The sequence below is a fragment of the Vibrio limimangrovi genome (assembly GCF_054064025.1).
In genome coordinates, this window is record NZ_JBSUGF010000003.1 from 1 (window position 1) to 17463 (window position 17463).

Genomic DNA, 17463 nt, shown 5'->3' on the forward strand with positions numbered 1-17463 from the left:
GGATTATTTTTCAATCAACCTCATTTGACGTCAAATACTTCTGTATTCTGTAATCAGTATTCCAAAACAACAAGCACTTGAGCTTCCATTTATCACTGAACTTACCGCAAACACATCTAGAACCTAGGACCTTTCTTTACCTAGGACCTATAAATAAAAAAACGGAGCCCTAAAGGACTCCGTTTAATGAGAACGCTTATTATAGCATTACTTCTTAGCAAGTTTCTCTTTGATACGAGCAGACTTACCAGAACGCTCACGTAGGTAGTACAACTTGGCACGACGTACTGCACCACGGCGTTTAACTTCGATGCTATCAACGATTGGAGAGTGTGTTTGGAATGTACGCTCAACACCTTCACCGTTAGAGATCTTACGTACAGTGAAAGCAGAGTGTAGACCACGGTTACGGATTGCGATTACAACGCCTTCGAAAGCCTGTAGACGCTCACGGTCACCTTCTTTTACCTTAACTTGAACAACAACAGTGTCACCTGGTGCAAATTTAGGTAGGTCTTGTTTCATTTGCTCTTCTTCAAGAGCTTTGATGATGTTACTCATTTTTAAAATTCCTAGAATAAACTGATACTAAATAAATTAGGTTACTTTGCATTGTGTTTGTTAACGGCTTTATGCTCATTAATAAACTCGGCAAGTAATTGTTCCTGTTCGTCAGTCAGAGCTAGGTTTTCCAGGAGCTCTGGTCTTCGTAGCCAAGTTCGGCCTAGCGACTGCTTTAGTCGCCATTGACGAATATCCTTGTGATTGCCTGACATCAGTACCGCTGGTACCTCTTTGTCATCCAACACTTCTGGACGCGTGTAATGAGGGCAATCCAACAAGCCATTAGCAAAAGAGTCTTCTTCTGCTGACGAAAAATCCCCTAATACGCCCGGAATAAACCGAGAGACAGAATCAATTAACGTCATGGCTGGTATCTCACCACCCGTCATCACAAAATCTCCAATCGACCATTCTTCGTCGACTTCAGATTGAATGATGCGCTCATCTACCCCTTCATAGCGACCACAGATAAGAAGTAAATTCTCATTTGTTGCCAGCTCTTCCACTCCTTGCTGGTCGAGCTTGCGACCTTGAGGAGAAAGGTAAATGACTTTCGTCTTACCCGGTGAGGCATTTTTAGCTGCATGAATGGCATCGCGCAAAGGCTGAACCATCATTAACATGCCAGGGCCACCACCGTAAGGTCGGTCATCGACAGTTCGATGTTTGTCGTGAGTGAAATCTCGAGGATTCCAAGTCTCAATAGACAAAAGACCTTTTTTAACCGCTTGACCTGTTACTCCAAAATCAGTAACAGAACGGAACATTTCAGGAAAAAGGCTAATAACGCCAACCCACATGTTTATCTCGCCCTGTATTTTTGGAGATTAGAATCCAGGATCCCAGTCAACTTCGATCCGTTGAGCTTCGCGATCAACTTTAATGATCACTTGCTCTTCAAGGAACGGGATTAATCGTTCCTTTTGCCCGAAAGCATCTTTAAGATTTGCTTTAACTACCAAAACATCGTTTGAGCCAGTTTCCAGCATGTCAGTAACGACACCCAGATCGTAACCTTTAGTGGTTACTACTTGCATCCCAAACAATTCGCGCCAGTAGAATTCATCTTCTGACAATTCTGGAAGTGCTGCAGGGTCAATAGCAATTTCAAAGTTAGTCATTAAATGCGCGTCTTCGCGAATATCAAGACCTTCCAGCTTCACCACCATACCTTTGTTATGGCGCTTCCAGCCTTCTACTTTGTACTCAACCCAGTTGCCCTTTTGGTTTATAAACCAAGGGCTGTAATCGAAAATGCTTTCAGCATTGTCTGTGTAGGAAAAAACTTTAAGCCAACCACGAATGCCGTAAGTAGCACCTAACTTGCCTACAACAATCTTTTCGTTGCTCATTGTTTCTTTACCTTTCATCGACATAAACTAGTTTCTACTTCTAAAGTAAGAATTAAGCCGCTTTTTGAGCGTCTTTAACTAGTTTTGCAACGCGGTCAGATAGAGACGCGCCTTGACCAACCCAATGGTTAACGCGGTCTAGGTCTAGACGTAGACCTTCTTCTTGACCTTGAGCTGTTGGGTTAAAGAAACCAACTTTCTCGATGAAACGGCCAGTTGCAGAGTTACGGCTATCTGCTACTACGATTTGATAAAATGGACGCTTTTTAGCGCCGTGACGTGCCAAACGAATGGTTACCATGTCGTCCTCTTTGCTTTCTCAAAAATAAAATTAACCCCAAAAATCATTCAAAAAACTGAACAACCTGGGGTCTCGTGCCAAAATAAAGCTCCGGAATTCTACTCTTATCCCGGAGCAATGCAAGGGGTTTAGATACTTTTTCACCAACATAAATTGAAATTAAAGTTTGTGATGTAGCTAACACCCTGAAACTATAGTCTGATTGACTGGTTATCGACCAAATGGGTTGAAGCCACCGCCTCCGCCCATGCCACCCATCATACCTTGCATGTTGCGCATCATACCTTTCATGCCGCCCTTTTGCATTTTCTTCATCATTTTCTGCATCTGGGTGAACTGTTTTAGCAGGCGGTTGACGTCTTGAACCTGTACTCCTGAACCTGCTGCGATACGTTTCTTACGCGAACCTTTGATGATTTCCGGGCGCTGACGCTCTTTCATTGTCATTGAGCTGATGATCGCTTCCATTTGCTTGAACATCTTGTCATCAACTTTGTCTTTTACATCAGATGGTAGCTGAGACATGCCAGGAAGCTTGTCGAGCATACCCATCATGCCACCCATGTTTTGCATCTGACCTAGCTGTTCACGGAAGTCTTCTAAGTCGAAGCCTTTTTTCTCTTTGAACTTCTTAGCCAGTTTTTCTGCTTTCTCTTGGTCAACGTTACGTTGCAGGTCTTCAATCAAAGACAGAACGTCACCCATGCCAAGAATACGTGATGCAACACGATCTGGGTGGAACGGTTCCAGTGCGTCAGTTTTCTCACCAACACCCAAGAACTTAATTGGTTTACCTGTGATATGGCGAACCGATAGCGCCGCACCACCACGCGCGTCACCATCTACCTTGGTAAGAATCACACCAGTAAGTGGTAGCGCATCACCAAAAGCTTTTGCGGTATTCGCCGCATCCTGACCTGTCATTGCATCAACAACAAACAGCGTTTCTACAGGCTTGATAGCAGAGTGTAGATCTTTAATCTCGCCCATCATCTGTTCATCAATCGCCAAACGACCCGCGGTATCGACAATCAGCACGTCATAGAATTTTTTCTTTGCGTGATCGATAGCAGCATTAGCAATATCAATTGGCTTTTGGTCTGGTGACGACGGGAAGAAGTCCACACCGATGTCAGATGCCAGCGTCTCTAGCTGTTTGATTGCCGCAGGACGGTAAACGTCGGCAGAAACAACCAGAACTTTCTTCTTATCACGTTCTTTTAGCAGCTTAGACAGTTTACCTACCGATGTGGTTTTACCCGCACCTTGTAGACCTGCCATCAAAAGTACCGCCGGCGGTTGAGCCGCCAGGTTAAGGGCTTCGTTAGACTCACCCATCACCGCTTCAAGCTCAGATTGAACGATCTTAATGAACTCTTGACCCGGCGTCAGAGATTTAGAAACCTCTACACCCACCGCTTTTTCTTTAACGCGGTTTACAAACTCACGCACAACTGGAAGTGCGACGTCTGCTTCCAGAAGCGCCATACGTACTTCACGTAGGGTCTCTTTAATGTTGTCTTCTGTCAGACGACCTTTGCCACTGATATTTTTCAGCGTTTTGGATAATCGATCCGTTAAATTCTCAAACATCTTTGTCTCTTCGCTAAAATGGCGATTAATTAGGGTGAGTATACCTTAGCCAAGGTCACAGTCATACCCGTACAACTGCTCTATTGGTATATGATGGGCTAACTTATTAATTTCAATATCTCATCTAACACGATTGTTGTCGTATAGAACGTAGCCCCGAAGTGTAATGCAAGGTATAATTTCCCACATTGTGCACAACAACATTTTGGATTCATGGATAGCGTAATTGCCATCGCAGCCGTCATACTTTACGTATTGGCGATTGCAACCATCATACCTGGACTCTCACACCAGTCAGTGATCAAAACAAAAACAGTGTTTGCCAGCGCTGCCTGCGCGCTTGTTTTTCATGCTTGGCTCTTGAGTGACCTCATATTGGATGGTTCTGGTCAAAACCTGAGTATTCTTAACGTCGCCTCTCTGATCAGCTTTATTATTTCTCTGGCTATGAGCATTGCGATGTTAAAGAACCGACTGTGGTTTCTGTTGCCTGTCGTTTATAGCTTTGCTGCTATCAACTTATCAGCTGCGGCTTTTCTTCCAAGCACCTTCATCAAGCATTTAGAAAACGATCCGAAGCTACTCATTCATATCTCTTTAGCGCTGTTTTCTTATGCCACACTGAGTATTGGCGCGTTATATGCACTGCAACTTGCATGGCTTGACCATAAATTGAAAGCCAAGAAGTCTTTAGCAATCAACCCAAATTTACCGCCATTACTTATGGTCGAGCGTCAATTGTTTAAAATTATTTTGATTGGTAATTTGCTGCTGACTGCTACGCTAATAACAGGCTATGTGTTTGTTCAAGACATGTTTGCAGAAGGGAAAGCCCACAAAGCCATTCTTTCTTTCATCGCTTGGGTGGTTTATTCCATTTTACTTTGGGGCCATTATCAAAAAGGTTGGCGTGGAAGAAAAGTGACGTGGTTTGCCGTCGCAGGTGCCACATTACTCACGCTGGCTTATTTTGGTAGCCGCTTTGTAAGAGAGATCATATTGAATTAAAGCGCTTATCGGCCCTTTATATCCGCGTTCAAATAAAATAAAGTACGTGTAACCCATAACTTAACAGCTTTACTGAGCTTTTAAATAACCAAAAACTTACAAGGAACAGCAACGTTTTGGACGACATATCTACGGGTATCTTATTTGCGCTACTCGCGTGTCTTATCGTCATATCAGCTTACTTTTCCGGTTCAGAAACAGGGATGATGTCTCTGAACCGTTATCGATTGAAACACCTGGCCCAAAATGGCCATAAGGGTGCGAAGCGTGTCGAAAAATTATTGGACCGTCCAGATCGCTTGATCGGTCTTATTCTTATCGGTAACAACCTCGTCAATATTCTTGCCTCAGCGATCGCGACTATTATCGGTATGCGCTTATACGGTGATATGGGCGTCGCTATCGCAACTGGTGCGCTTACCATGGTTGTGCTGGTATTTGCCGAAGTCACGCCAAAAACCATCGCCGCTCTCTATCCGGAGCGCGTATCGTACGCAAGCAGCGTGCTTTTGACGATTTTAATGAAGTTACTTTCACCAATCGTGCTGTTAGTGAACTTTATTACCAACGGTTTCATTCGTCTCCTCGGTGTTAAGGCCGATCACACGGTAGAAGATCACCTGAGTTCAGAAGAACTGCGAACCGTGGTAAACGAAGCTGGCGGTCTTATTCCTCGTCGACATCAGGACATGTTGGTATCTATTCTGGATCTTGAGCATGTCACCGTAAACGACATTATGGTGCCTCGTAATGAGATTACGGGTATCGACATCAATGACGACTGGAAATCCATCGTTCGCCAATTGACTCACTCGCCACATGGACGGATTGTTTTTTACCGAGACAAGATAGATGAAGTCGTGGGTATGCTGCGTTTACGTGAAGCTTACCGTCTGATGCTTGAAAAAAATGAGTTCACTAAAGAGACGTTACTGCGTGCTGCCGATGAAGTGTATTACATTCCAGAAGGTACACCACTGAATGTACAGATGCTGAAATTTCAGCGCAATAAACAACGCATTGGCCTTATCGTCGACGAATATGGTGACATTATTGGCTTAGTGACGCTTGAAGACATTCTGGAAGAGATCATCGGTGAATTTACCACCTCAATTTCGCCAAGTTTATCTGACGAAATCAGTCCTCAAGGCGACGGAAGTTTCTTAATTGAGGGCAGTACGAACATTCGCGATATCAACAAAGGATTAAAGTGGCATCTGCCTACTAATGGTCCGCGAACTCTCAATGGCCTAATCCTGGAGCACTTGGAAGATATTCCGGAAAGCCATCTGAGTGTGCAAGTATCCGGACACCCGATGGAAATCGTTGAGATCGAAGAGAACCGAATAAAGTTAGTTCGTGTTTATCCAAAGAGAAAGAAAAGCAGTAACTAATTTAACTGCTTCGTATGAAAAAGAACCTGACATTGTCAGGCTCTTCTCGTTATATCATTTGATAAGACAACTCAGGTCTTAGTCGATACGTAGCTCTTTTAGCATTGATTCCGGCAGAGCCAGCTCATCATTTTTATTTACTGATACGCCCGCATCCAGAATGTTCTTCGCAATTTGCTTCGCTTCATCCAGCGAGTGCATCGCAGCCGTACCACATTGGTACTCATTGAGTTCAGGAATTTTGTTCTGGCTTTCTACTTTCAGCACATCTTCCATCGATGCAACCCATGCATCCGCCACTTGTTGCTCAGAAGGCGTACCTATCAGGCTCATGTAGAAGCCAGTACGACATCCCATTGGTGAAATATCAATAATCTCAACACTGTCACCGTTTAAGTGATTACGCATAAAGCCAGCATAAAGATGCTCAAGTGTGTGGATCCCTTTCTCAGAAAGGATGTCTTTGTTTGGTGCTGTAAAGCGTAAATCGAAGACAGTAATGGTGTCCCCTTTTGGGGTCTGCATGGTTTTCGCAACTCGCACTGCTGGTGCATTCATACGAGTGTGATCCACAGTAAAACTATCGAGTAAAGGCATTACATCTCTCCTGATTGTAATTCCAACACCTATTGGCATTGGTTTTTCTATTCGTCCCCACTAGGGTTAAAAGAACCAGCTGCTGTTGTCTTCCAGTTCCTGGCGACATTGTTTCAGCTGCCAGCCATAATTCTTCGCGGTTTGTTCTACGCGTCTGGCTACTTTAACTAAACTCGGCTTTCTTTTATACGTACCGCGCGTATAACCGCCTCTTCCTTCATGATAGGCAAGATACTGGTTATATGGATCCCATAAAGAGATACCGAGCTGACGACGGGTCTCATGAGTATACCAGCCGACAAACATTATGGAGTCATCAAAGCTAGTGCGCGAGCCACCTTGCCCGGTCGAATCTTGAAAATCGTCCCAGGCAGGGTCTTGCGCCTGAGCATACCCATAAGCGCTGCTGACTCGCCCCCAAGGAATAAAACCCAGTACGTAATCTATGGGTGGTTTGGCATCGTGTCGGTAGCCACTTTCTTGCTTAATGAAAGCCATTGCGACATGGATAGGCGTTCCCCACTCCTCTTCCATATCTTTGGCGTCATCATACCAACCAGATTTCTCCCTGAATATCTCGCACAGGTTATCTTGCTGCTTTGGTGGAGCCGTCGCACACCCCGCGAGCAACACACTGCCTAGCACCGATACCATTAGAGGCTTAATATTCACTTCCACCCATCCTATTCCGTTATTGTTTTAAATAAGAAAAGTAGTCAGCCAAGAAGTCTTCAAAACTCATCCTATCACTGAGTTCTACCTGCTTCTGTTTTTCGATTGAAGCAGCCACTTCCGCTTCCATCATCTCTTGTGAGTAAAATTGGTAACTATGATTCAAATTCTCTTCACGATGCTGTAAACCCAGAGTGCACCCTACCTTGCCTAAACCGCCCAGTTCTTTGGTCAGTTCTAACAACTGACCTGAAGTTGTCAGCTCAGGGTTATCAATCCACTCAGAGAGTTTATTGCAAACATCTTGATATGCATTGTCTTCAAAGACCGCATCCATCGCTACTGCAATTTGACGCAGCTCAGCAAAAACTTGATGTGCCCAATCTTGCAGAGATAAACGCTCGCCGTGGCAGCCAATCTGTAGCATCAGACCTTTTTCCCGGCCAGAAACAATTACTTTGTTCCAGTTGTCGCGCCAACATTCCAACTCACAATTATCCATTGGGTCAGAATCTGACAATGCTGCCCAAGTCAGAAATAAGTCGAGGAAGCGAACTTGCTCTTCCGTTATACCAACAGCACTGAATGGGTTCACATCCAGAGAACGAACTTCGATGTACTCAACACCTGCGCGCTTTAAAGCTTCTGATGGTTTCTCACCACTCTTAGCAACACGTTTGGGACGGATTGGCGCATACAGCTCGTTTTCAATTTGTAAAATATTTGAGTTAAGCTGACGGTACTCACCATCTACTTTCACACCGATTTTGGCAAACTCTTCTGACGGACGATTAATCGCATCATTTAAGCCTTCAAGGTACTGTTCGATACTATTAAAGCCGATTTTTAACGAGCTTTGCGCACTATTGGTGTACCCCAAATCACTTAATCGTAGAGAAGTCGATTTTGGTAAATACAACGTACCACCAAGGTTCTCAAACGGTAGTTTCGTTTCCCGACCTTTAATAAATGAACCACACAACGCTGGTGATGCACCAAAGAAGAATGGAATCATCCAGCCAAAGCGGTAGTAATTGCGAATTAAATCAAAATAAGCGGCCGATTTTGTTTCCTGACGCGTCTCTGAATCCTGCTCACCATAAAGCACATCCCAAAACGATTCCGGAAATGAAAAGTTAAAGTGAACACCAGAAATAATCTGCATCAAACTGCCGTAACGACGCTTTAGGCCCGCACGGTAAAGCGTCTTCATTCGAGCTGAGTTTGAAGAGCCGTATTGGGCAAGGTTAATATCGTCTTCATTATCGACATAACACGGCATCGAAAGTGGCCACATCTTTTCTTCACCCATTTTAGTTTGGGTAAAGTGATGAATATCTTTCAGTTGTGCTATCAGTTCCGGAATATCATGAGAAACAGGAGTGATAAACTCGAGTAACGACTCTGAGAAATCCGTAGTAATCCACTGGTTCGTGAACGCTGAGCCCACCCCCTCAGGATGAGGTGTCGTTGCCAGATGTCCATCCTGACGATAGCGCAAAGTTTCGCGCTCAACACCGCGTCCAAACTGCTTAAATACTTCGGGGTTTGATGCAACTTTTTCCAGTCGCGCAGCAAAATCAGTCAAAATGAGGTTCGCTTATATTAGGAGCAGGACACTTGCCATTCGAAGCAAGTGAAAGCTAAGTTATTGATAATTGGACCATCTAGATAAATAACCCACAAAAAGTCACTTATCTAGATGGATAGCGGAGAGCACGCCCTCCGCTATTAGATGTGTACTCTATCGAATGATTTCAAGCTCTTCCACGTCTTTCCCTAACTTTTCTAGTTGAGGGCGGAGTGATTTTGCATCACCAACCACGACAATTTGATAGTCGTTTGGATTAAACCATTTTTTAGCCAGGTTATTTAACGTCTCTTTATCGACTTTTTCTACTATGGCATTTCGTTGTTGCAAGTAATCTTTATCAAGGTTGTACTTAAAGATATCACTGATGAGCTCCGCTTTTTGTGTCGGAGTTTCATATTTCAGTGCATCTTTTTGCCCCACGGCCTGACGCATGAATGTCAACTCGTCGTCAGTCATACCGGATTCAGAAAATGCTTTCATTTCATTTTCAATCTCCGTGATTGAAGCAACGGTTGCATCAGCACGTACTTGAGCTGTGAACACAACAGAACCCGTCTCCGGACTTCCAGAGAAATAGCCGTATGCGCCATACGTATAGCCTTTCTCTTCACGAAGGTTTTGGTTTATACGGCTGTTAAAATTCCCCGACAAGTTAAAGTTAGCCAGTTGAGCAAGGAAGAACTCGCCTGTCGCATCATACGGAACCCCCTGACGTACCATCATAACAACACTCTGAGGTGCCCCTGGTTTATCCACAAGATGAACTTTTTGCATCCCCAGTGCAGGAATGTTTTGCGGCTCGTACGACGGGGCTGCATCATCTTGCCAATTTGCCCAAAACGCTAATTTCTGCTCGATATCCTTTTTATTGACGTCTCCCACTACAGTGATCTGCGCACCATGTGGTGTGTAGTGCGTTGAGTAAAATGCTCGGATATCGTCAAGAGTCAGTGCCTTCATGCCAGCCTGCGTGCCATCTTTAGGTCGGGCAAAAGTCGTATCCCCGTAAAGTACTTGGCGTCCAGCTTGCGCGGCCATCCAACTTGGACTCTGGTGCTCATAAACCAAACCTTCCAACGCTTGCTCTTTCACACGGTCGAAATCTTCTTGCTTGAATGCTGGTGATAACAGAACTTCTTCGACAATCTTCAACGTCGGTTGTAAATTTTTCTCTAATGCAGAAACACTGATGTTCGTCGTGTAATCTGTCGCATCGACCGAGATAACACTGCCCAGTTTATCTAACTCAGCCTGAATCTCTTCCATGCTACGTTTTGTCGTTCCCTCTTGCAGCATTGCTGCTGTCAGTTGAGCCAGACCCTCTTTGCCATTTTCAACAAAACGCGTACCCGCAGGCAGACTGAATTGCATCATAACGGTTGGTGTCTCATTGCTGACAGTACCCAACAGTTCAGAGCCATTCTCGAATTTAGCCTCATACAGTTCCGGCATAGTCGCCTTAACCGGGTCACCGATAGGTGGCTGCACTGAACGATCGAAGTTGTCAGTTGCACGTCGGTAAGCCAGTTGATCATCAGTGATCTTTTTGTACTCAGGTAGCGTGCGTTCTGGCGTCACAAACGTCGGCGATTTGACTGCCAAATCCGTTTTCCCTGTTGGTACCACACTCAAGGTTACTTTTGACTTGCCTTTAATAAAATCGCTGTACGCTTTCTCTACCGATGCTGGCGTCACCGCTCGGATTTGCTCCAGCTGTTCCTCAATCATATCCGGCTTACCAAAGAAGGTCTCATTAGATGCCAATTGAGTCACTTTGCCCTTGACGCTTTCCAGCGCAAAAATGGCGTCAGCTTCGGCTTTGCCGGTTAACTGTTCAAGACGATCTTCCGTTACACCCTGCTGAGAAAATTTGTTCAGTGACTGCATGACTTCATCATACAATTTAGTCAGGTCACCCTTATCGCCAGAATCCCCCATCGCATAAACGAAGAAGGTACAAGACAGTTCTGCACAATCATGGAATGAGCCCGCATCAACCGCTTTCTGGGTTTTAACCAGATCTTGGTAAAGCACGCTATTTGTACCACCACCAAGAACTTCAGATAGCGTATCGAGTGATGCCTGGCTCTCTTCACCACTGTATGTGGTTGGCCATGCAATCATAACCATTGGCTGCTGAATTCGATCTTCTAAAGTGATGTATTTGCTTTCAGGCAGCGTTGCTGGTTGCTTTGCTGCATTCTCAACTTCGGGGCCACGTGGGATCGAACCAAAGTACTTGTTAACCCAGTTAAGTGTCTGTTCGACATCTAAATCGCCACCAATGGTCAAGGTGGCATTATTCGGACCATACCAGCGCAGGAAGAAAGCTTTAAGGTCATTTACGTCAACGCGATCTAAGTCTTCCACGTATCCAATGGTTTGCCATGAATATGGGTGACCTTCTGGGTACAGTGCTTCTGATATACGCTCCCAAATCAAACCATACGGACGGTTGTCATAGCGCTGAGCACGTTCGTTCTTAACGGTTGAGCGCTGAATCTCAAACTTGTGTTGTGACACAGCATCCAGCAAGAACCCCATGCGGTCTGATTCGAGCCACAGCATTTTTTCTAGCTGGTTAGCGGGTACGGTTTCAAAGTAGTTTGTACGGTCACGGTTGGTTGTCCCGTTAAGCGTCCCGCCTGCCTCTGTGATAATTTTGAAATGCTCTTGATCGCCCACGTTCTCAGAGCCCTGGAACATCATGTGTTCAAAGAAGTGAGCAAAACCAGACTTGCCGATTTCCTCTCGGGCAGAACCAACATGATAAGTCACATCAACATGCACAAGCGGATCAGAGTCTTCTGGTGCGAGAATAACGGTAAGCCCGTTATCAAGTTTGTATTTTTGGTAAGGGATTTTAACTTTGCCTTCTTCCGCTTGTGACGACTCAACGAAAGTGACCCCTTCAGGCAGTGATGAAACTGGTGATTGTGATGCACAACCCGTGATCACGAGCAGTGAACACGCGCCAACCCAAAAAATTCTCATGTACTTTCCTTAAAATAATCCGAGATAGATGGCTGCTAGCAGGCTGTACCTAGCGGCCTTTCCAAATAATATTAGAACTAAACACGGCAGGAATTTCATCCGTAACCAACCTGCCGCTAGACACAACGGATCACCAATAACAGGTAACCAGCTGAAAAATAAAACCCAGTAACCATATTGAGATAACCACTTTAGTGCGGTATGGCCATGTTTTTCATCTTGAGTTTTATTTGGGATCCATAATCCTAACCAGTAGTTAGTCAAACCACCGAGGGTGTTACCTATCGTGGCGACGAGGATTACGGAATAGATGGAATATTGATTTAGAGAAAGGGTGGCGACTAGTCCCGCCTCAGAGCCACCCGGTAATAAGGTGGCACTGAGAAAGCCGGTCAAAAAAAGCACCCATAATGCAGAATCAGAAAACCAATGCGCTAAGTTTTCAAAGCCTGCATTAAATGCTTCTAGCATGTCATATCAAGCAATACCTTGCCTCTAGTCCGCCCCGATTCCACTTGTTCGTGAGCTGCGACCACGTCATCCATTGGGTAGATATGTTGAATCTCAGCCTTCAGTAGCCCAACATCAGCCATATACAGCAAGGAATCCATCTGCTCTGGCTTCGGCTCAACTAACATACCGCTGGCTTCTATACCCAATAGCTTCGCTTGCTCACAAATTAACTCAGCGGTGATTGTAGGCACGGTGATCACTCTTGCGTCAGGTTTGAGGCATTTAAGCGCATCTAACGCGGCATCTCCACCCACTAAATCAATCAAAACATCTATATCTTCAACACGTTCTGACACTGGACCTAATTGATAGTTCACTGCATTAACACCAAGTGATGTGAGATAATCGACATTTCGCTCACTACAGGTAGTAAATACTTCAGCCTTACTTGCTACCGCCAATTGCACGGCGATATGTCCTACGCCCCCCGCACCGGCAAGAATTAAGACGCGATCGCTTTCGGTCACATTGGCTTTACCCAAAGCCTGAGCAGCGGTTTGTCCGGCAAGAGGAAGTGCAGCCGCCGAATCCAGTGTCACATTGCTTGGAACGTGGCTTAGCTCTGATTCCGCTACGCATACATACTGGCTGTATCCACCACCTTTCACAGGGAAGCCGATGAAACCAGCAACTTTATCGCCGATAGCAAAACGGGACGTTTGCTCACCGCAAGATACGACCTCTCCTGAGATGTCATAACCCGGAACCCAAGGCAACTTATCTTTATTCTGAGCAGCAGCCCAGCCAAGTCCAGCACGGGTCTTTACATCAATAGGATTCACGCCTGAGAAAAAAACTTTTACTAAGACTTCACCTGATTTTGGTGATGGTGTCGGTGCATCTTGAATCTCAAGTACGTTTGCAGTGCCAAATTCAGTGATAACGATCTGTTTGTGTTCCATAACCCATTCCTTGAAAGACAAAAAGGGATGCCGAAGCATCCCTTTGACTATAAACCATTTTGTTTACCGAAGTTAATGGTCACGATGTAATTTGGCGGATAATTTTATCTCCAGCACAATCACAACCACTGCGTGCTACAAACCTTCTATCCGACCAGAGCAAGCAGAATACCTGCCGCCACAGCCGAACCGAGAACACCGGCGACGTTAGGGCCCATAGCATGCATCAACAAGAAGTTTTGTGGGTTTGCATCTAAACCGACCTTATTCACAACACGCGCTGCCATAGGTACAGCCGAAACACCAGCCGCACCAATCAGCGGGTTGATGTCTTCCTTCGAGAACTTATTCAGTAGCTTAGCCATGAGTACGCCAGCAGCAGTACCGATACTGAACGCTAGCGCGCCAAGAGCGAGAATACCCAGTGTTTCTAAGTTTAAGAATTTTTCAGCTTGTAACTTAGAACCAACACCAAGACCAAGGAAAATGGTCACGATATTGATAAGCTCGTTTTGCGCCGTTTTCGATAAACGATCCACAACACCGGCTTCACGCATCAAGTTACCAAGACAGAACATCCCTACCAGAGGCGTTGCTGAAGGCAAGAACAGAATGGTCATCAAGAGCACAGCAAGCGGGAAGATAACTTTTTCCCATTTACCGACGTGACGCAACTGAGCCATTTTAATCTGACGCTCTTCTGTTGTGGTTAAGGCTTTCATGATTGGTGGTTGAATAATTGGTACCAACGCCATGTAGCTATAAGCCGCAACCGCAATTGCACCAAGTAGATCAGGCGACAGCTTGCTCGCGAGGAAAATTGCCGTTGGACCATCAGCACCACCGATAATCGCGATAGAAGATGCATCGGCCATGGTGAATTCCATACCAGGAATGTAGTTGAGTAAAATCGCTCCAAATAGCGTAGCAAAAATACCAAACTGAGCTGCGGCACCTAACCAAAGCGTTTTCGGGTTCGCAATCAATGCACCAAAGTCGGTCATCGCGCCTACGCCCATAAAGATCAATAGCGGGAAAACACCCGATTCGATCCCGATGTAGTAGACGTAATAAAGCAATCCACCAGGCTCGGTAAAGCCTGCGTTTGGAATATTTGCCAAAATCGCGCCAAACCCGATTGGAAGCAGAAGTAATGGTTCAAAGCCCTTTCGGATCGCTAAAAACAGCAGGGTACAGCCAACCAACATCATACATATTTGGCCGAACTCAAAGTTAGCGATCCCTGTTTCTGACCATAGGGTCATCAATCCGTCCATGATACTCCCTTATGCCAGACTCAGAAGAGGTGCACCTACGGTCACGGCATCACCTTCTTTGACATTCAACTCATGAACGATACCACCACGGGCCGCACGAATTTCCGTTTCCATCTTCATTGCTTCAAGGATCAGCAACACATCACCTTCTGCCACTTCAACACCTGGCTTAACATTGACTTTAAAGATGTTGCCCGCAAGAGGAGCTGGGACAAATTCAGCAGAAGTACTGGCTGGTGCAGCCGGAGCGGCAGGTTTTGCTGGTGCACCTGCTGGGGTCACAGAGGTCAGTTCCCCCTGCGGACCGACTTCTACGTCATAAACCTGTCCGTCAACACGAACGCTGTAAGTTTCTACACCGCCAGCAGCTTGAGCCACAACAGCAACTGGTTTAGCCGATTCTAGTGTAGGAACAGGCTCAAACGCTTCAGGATTGCCTCGGTTTTTCAGGAACTTCAGACCAACTTGAGGGAACAACGCATAAGTCAGTACGTCATCAACTTGTTCATTCGCCAGTTTAATGCCTTCTGATTTCGCTTTCTCCATTAGCTCAACCATCAGAGCTTCCATTTCTGGCTCTAGCAAATCAGCAGGACGGCATGTGATAGGCTCTTTACCTTCAAGCACTTTCGCTTGCAACTCAGCGTTAAGTGGTGCTGGTGCTTGGCCGTACTCACCCTTCAACAGACCTGCGGTTTCCTTGGTAATGCTCTTGTAGCGTTCACCAGTAAGAACGTTAATTACCGCTTGAGTACCGACAATTTGCGAAGTTGGGGTGACCAATGGAATAAAACCAAGATCTTCACGAACACGAGGGATCTCTTCCAGTACTTCGTCAAGACGATCAGCAGCGCCTTGTTCTTTAAGCTGGCCTTCCATGTTAGTAAGCATGCCACCTGGTACCTGAGCAATCAGGATACGAGAGTCTACGCCTTTTAACTGACCTTCCCACTTCGCGTATTTTTTACGGACTTCACGGAAGTAAGCGGCAATAGGCTCAATCTCATCCAATTTCAGATTTGTATCGCGCTCGGTTCCCTGTAGCATCGCCACCACGGTTTCTGTTGGCGTATGGCCGTAAGTACTACTCATTGATGAAATTGCAGTATCAAGGATATCAATACCGGCTTCTACCGCTTTAATCGCAGTTGCTGTAGATAGGCCGGTCGTCGCATGGCAGTGAAGCGCTAACGGAACGTGACATGAAGCTTTGATACGAGTGATCAACTCTTCTGCCTCATAAGGCTTCAGTAACCCGGACATATCTTTGATACAGATAGAATGGCAGCCTAAGTCTTCCAAACGTTTTGCCAGATCAACCCAGGTATCCGTATTGTGTACAGGACTGGTCGTGTAAGACAGTGTGCCTTGAGCGTGAGCGCCAACATCCACCGTTGCTTTAACCGCTTTCTGGAAATTGCGGACGTCATTCATGGCATCAAAAATACGGAAAACATCCATACCGTTTGCATGAGCGCGTTCAACAAACTTTTCTACTACGTCGTCGGCATAATGGCGATATCCTAAAAGGTTTTGACCGCGTAGTAACATTTGCATCGGGGTATTTGGCATCGCTTTCTTCAATTCTCGTAAGCGCTCCCATGGGTCTTCCCCAAGGAATCGAATGCAAGAATCAAACGTTGCTCCACCCCAGGTCTCTAAAGACCAGTATCCAACTTTATCCAATTCAGCCGCAATCGGAAGCATATCTTCGATACGCATTCGAGTAGCAAACAACGATTGATGGGCGTCTCGAAGGACCACATCCGTAATAGCTAGTGGTTTAGACATTCTCTTAAACTCCTTTTTAATCCTATTTCGGCTACTTCTTTGCGACAGAGCCGCGATGTTTATGAATCGCAGCCGAGATCGCCGCCACGACTTGTGGACTAACAGCGGAAGAGGTTGATTGAATATTGGTATTTATTTTTGGGCTTGCGATTGGCTCTAGTACTTCTTCTGGTACTAATTTCGACATGAGCCGCACAAGATAAACAAGCATAGTAAGGAAAATAAACACAACCGCCATCCCAGTAACCATGAGAGCGGCCGCATCTGCTAGCAGGCTTCCTATATTAGTCATGTTGCTTCCTTTCTTTGTCATCCTGACAGGTGCAGGATTTTAATTGTGTCAGATCCCGACCCGAGGATTATCTCGACTGGTTAAATTTTGTCAATTTTGTTTGAGGAAGGTTTGTTGTAATACCTACAAATGATTATTCATTCACTACTTAGATCACAATTCGTATGCAAATACTGCAGGGAAAGTACCTATTAATTCATGACAGACTAACTGAAAAACCATAGAAAAACTGCGATTAACACATCAAACTTACGCCGAAGAAGATAGCAAAAAACTAATAATAAACAATAACATGAAAAATTTAACACAATAACAACAATATATAAATAAGATGGCTACATTATCAATGTTAAGGCCGGTCGAAGACAGAAGAGGCAAGATTAGAATTGAGCCATAAACCCAATCTGAGATTTGAAGTTAGGAGATTAGGATTGCAGGGTTTTGAATAAACGAGCACTTACTGTGATTGGTATCATACTCAGTCAAATGAAAAGCCTATTTATCAGATATAAAAAAACCTCGCATAAGCGAGGTTTCTTAATAAGTGGCGCGTCCTGGAGGATTCGAACCTCCGACCGCCTGGTTCGTAGCCAGGTACTCTATCCAGCTGAGCTAAGGA

Annotated in this window: 16 protein-coding genes; 2 read left to right on the plus strand and 14 right to left on the minus strand. The window is 45.2% G+C overall.

Going from position 1 to position 17463, the window contains the following annotated elements; all coding sequences use genetic code 11:
- Window positions 1-207 precede the first annotated feature (207 nt).
- From rplS to ffh, 5 genes are all read right to left on the minus strand, one after another.
- Window positions 208-561: a 50S ribosomal protein L19 gene (rplS, locus tag ACWYU8_RS03930; protein ID WP_145532528.1), complete on the minus strand. Its 354-nt coding sequence runs from the start codon at window positions 559-561 to the stop codon at window positions 208-210.
- Between the two features lie 41 nt (window positions 562-602).
- Window positions 603-1364, minus strand: a complete 762-nt coding sequence (gene trmD / locus ACWYU8_RS03935) for a tRNA (guanosine(37)-N1)-methyltransferase TrmD (protein ID WP_457517345.1) — start codon at window positions 1362-1364, stop codon at window positions 603-605.
- Window positions 1365-1391: 27 nt separating this feature from the next.
- Window positions 1392-1940: a ribosome maturation factor RimM gene (rimM, locus tag ACWYU8_RS03940; protein WP_457517347.1), complete on the minus strand. Its 549-nt coding sequence runs from the start codon at window positions 1938-1940 to the stop codon at window positions 1392-1394.
- Window positions 1941-1968: 28 nt separating this feature from the next.
- A complete protein-coding gene (gene rpsP / locus ACWYU8_RS03945) occupies window positions 1969-2217 on the minus strand; it encodes a 30S ribosomal protein S16 (protein WP_021705764.1) in 249 nt (82 codons plus the stop codon).
- Window positions 2218-2427: 210 nt separating this feature from the next.
- Complete coding sequence (ffh, locus tag ACWYU8_RS03950; RefSeq protein WP_457517349.1) at window positions 2428-3810, minus strand: signal recognition particle protein; 1383 nt, start codon at window positions 3808-3810, stop codon at window positions 2428-2430.
- A 213-nt stretch (window positions 3811-4023) separates the two neighbouring features.
- On the opposite strand from ffh, the gene ACWYU8_RS03955 reads away from it, so the two are divergent.
- Together ACWYU8_RS03955 and ACWYU8_RS03960 are read left to right on the plus strand one after the other, a co-directional pair.
- Window positions 4024-4818, plus strand: a complete 795-nt coding sequence (locus ACWYU8_RS03955; RefSeq protein WP_457517351.1) for a cytochrome C assembly family protein — start codon at window positions 4024-4026, stop codon at window positions 4816-4818.
- A 116-nt stretch (window positions 4819-4934) separates the two neighbouring features.
- Window positions 4935-6212: an HlyC/CorC family transporter gene (locus tag ACWYU8_RS03960; RefSeq protein ID WP_457517353.1), complete on the plus strand. Its 1278-nt coding sequence runs from the start codon at window positions 4935-4937 to the stop codon at window positions 6210-6212.
- Between the two features lie 78 nt (window positions 6213-6290).
- Here the strand turns inward: ACWYU8_RS03960 and luxS are convergent, their stop codons facing one another.
- The 9 genes from luxS to ACWYU8_RS04005 all read right to left on the minus strand — a co-directional run bounded on the left by luxS (window position 6291) and on the right by ACWYU8_RS04005 (window position 16844).
- Window positions 6291-6809, minus strand: a complete 519-nt coding sequence (luxS, locus tag ACWYU8_RS03965; RefSeq protein ID WP_457517354.1) for an S-ribosylhomocysteine lyase — start codon at window positions 6807-6809, stop codon at window positions 6291-6293.
- Between the two features lie 66 nt (window positions 6810-6875).
- Window positions 6876-7463 carry a transglycosylase SLT domain-containing protein gene (locus ACWYU8_RS03970; protein WP_457517368.1) on the minus strand — a complete coding sequence of 196 codons (588 nt, stop codon included), beginning with the start codon at window positions 7461-7463 and terminating at the stop codon, window positions 6876-6878.
- A gap of 37 nt (window positions 7464-7500) precedes the next feature.
- Window positions 7501-9069, minus strand: a complete 1569-nt coding sequence (gshA, locus tag ACWYU8_RS03975; protein WP_457517356.1) for a glutamate--cysteine ligase — start codon at window positions 9067-9069, stop codon at window positions 7501-7503.
- 156 nt (window positions 9070-9225) lie between these two features.
- The gene (locus ACWYU8_RS03980; RefSeq protein ID WP_457517358.1) at window positions 9226-12069 is read right to left on the minus strand and encodes a M16 family metallopeptidase; all 2844 of its coding nucleotides are present in this window, start codon (window positions 12067-12069) and stop codon (window positions 9226-9228) included.
- Window positions 12070-12078: 9 nt separating this feature from the next.
- Window positions 12079-12540 carry a YqaA family protein gene (locus ACWYU8_RS03985; protein ID WP_457517359.1) on the minus strand — a complete coding sequence of 154 codons (462 nt, stop codon included), beginning with the start codon at window positions 12538-12540 and terminating at the stop codon, window positions 12079-12081.
- Complete coding sequence (locus ACWYU8_RS03990) at window positions 12534-13484, minus strand: NADP-dependent oxidoreductase (protein ID WP_457517361.1); 951 nt, start codon at window positions 13482-13484, stop codon at window positions 12534-12536. Before ACWYU8_RS03990 ends, ACWYU8_RS03985 begins: the two co-directional genes overlap by 7 nt.
- A gap of 146 nt (window positions 13485-13630) precedes the next feature.
- The gene (locus ACWYU8_RS03995; protein ID WP_457517362.1) at window positions 13631-14761 is read right to left on the minus strand and encodes a sodium ion-translocating decarboxylase subunit beta; all 1131 of its coding nucleotides are present in this window, start codon (window positions 14759-14761) and stop codon (window positions 13631-13633) included.
- Window positions 14762-14770: 9 nt separating this feature from the next.
- The gene (gene oadA / locus ACWYU8_RS04000; RefSeq protein ID WP_457517364.1) at window positions 14771-16552 is read right to left on the minus strand and encodes a sodium-extruding oxaloacetate decarboxylase subunit alpha; all 1782 of its coding nucleotides are present in this window, start codon (window positions 16550-16552) and stop codon (window positions 14771-14773) included.
- 31 nt (window positions 16553-16583) lie between these two features.
- Window positions 16584-16844, minus strand: coding sequence for an oxaloacetate decarboxylase subunit gamma (locus ACWYU8_RS04005; RefSeq protein ID WP_457517366.1), 261 nt, complete (start codon window positions 16842-16844; stop codon window positions 16584-16586).
- Window positions 16845-17463 lie beyond the last annotated feature (619 nt).

Bases quoted from the DNA above. Each gene is read 5' to 3' on its own strand.
- trmD (WP_457517345.1), bottom strand. From the start codon at position 1,364: ATGTGGGTTGGCGTTATTAGCCTTTTTCCTGAAATGTTCCGTTCTGTT.
- ACWYU8_RS03985 (WP_457517359.1), bottom strand. From the start codon at position 12,540: ATGCTAGAAGCATTTAATGCAGGCTTTGAAAACTTAGCGCATTGGTTT.
- ACWYU8_RS03980 (WP_457517358.1), bottom strand. From the start codon at position 12,069: ATGAGAATTTTTTGGGTTGGCGCGTGTTCACTGCTCGTGATCACGGGT.
- ACWYU8_RS03970 (WP_457517368.1), bottom strand. From the start codon at position 7,463: ATGGTATCGGTGCTAGGCAGTGTGTTGCTCGCGGGGTGTGCGACGGCT.
- rpsP (WP_021705764.1), bottom strand. From the start codon at position 2,217: ATGGTAACCATTCGTTTGGCACGTCACGGCGCTAAAAAGCGTCCATTT.
- ACWYU8_RS03995 (WP_457517362.1), bottom strand. From the start codon at position 14,761: ATGGACGGATTGATGACCCTATGGTCAGAAACAGGGATCGCTAACTTT.
- oadA (WP_457517364.1), bottom strand. From the start codon at position 16,552: ATGTCTAAACCACTAGCTATTACGGATGTGGTCCTTCGAGACGCCCAT.
- rimM (WP_457517347.1), bottom strand. From the start codon at position 1,940: ATGTCGATGAAAGGTAAAGAAACAATGAGCAACGAAAAGATTGTTGTA.
- luxS (WP_457517354.1), bottom strand. From the start codon at position 6,809: ATGCCTTTACTCGATAGTTTTACTGTGGATCACACTCGTATGAATGCA.
- ACWYU8_RS03990 (WP_457517361.1), bottom strand. From the start codon at position 13,484: ATGGAACACAAACAGATCGTTATCACTGAATTTGGCACTGCAAACGTA.
- ACWYU8_RS04005 (WP_457517366.1), bottom strand. From the start codon at position 16,844: ATGACTAATATAGGAAGCCTGCTAGCAGATGCGGCCGCTCTCATGGTT.
- ACWYU8_RS03955 (WP_457517351.1), top strand. From the start codon at position 4,024: ATGGATAGCGTAATTGCCATCGCAGCCGTCATACTTTACGTATTGGCG.
- ffh (WP_457517349.1), bottom strand. From the start codon at position 3,810: ATGTTTGAGAATTTAACGGATCGATTATCCAAAACGCTGAAAAATATC.
- rplS (WP_145532528.1), bottom strand. From the start codon at position 561: ATGAGTAACATCATCAAAGCTCTTGAAGAAGAGCAAATGAAACAAGAC.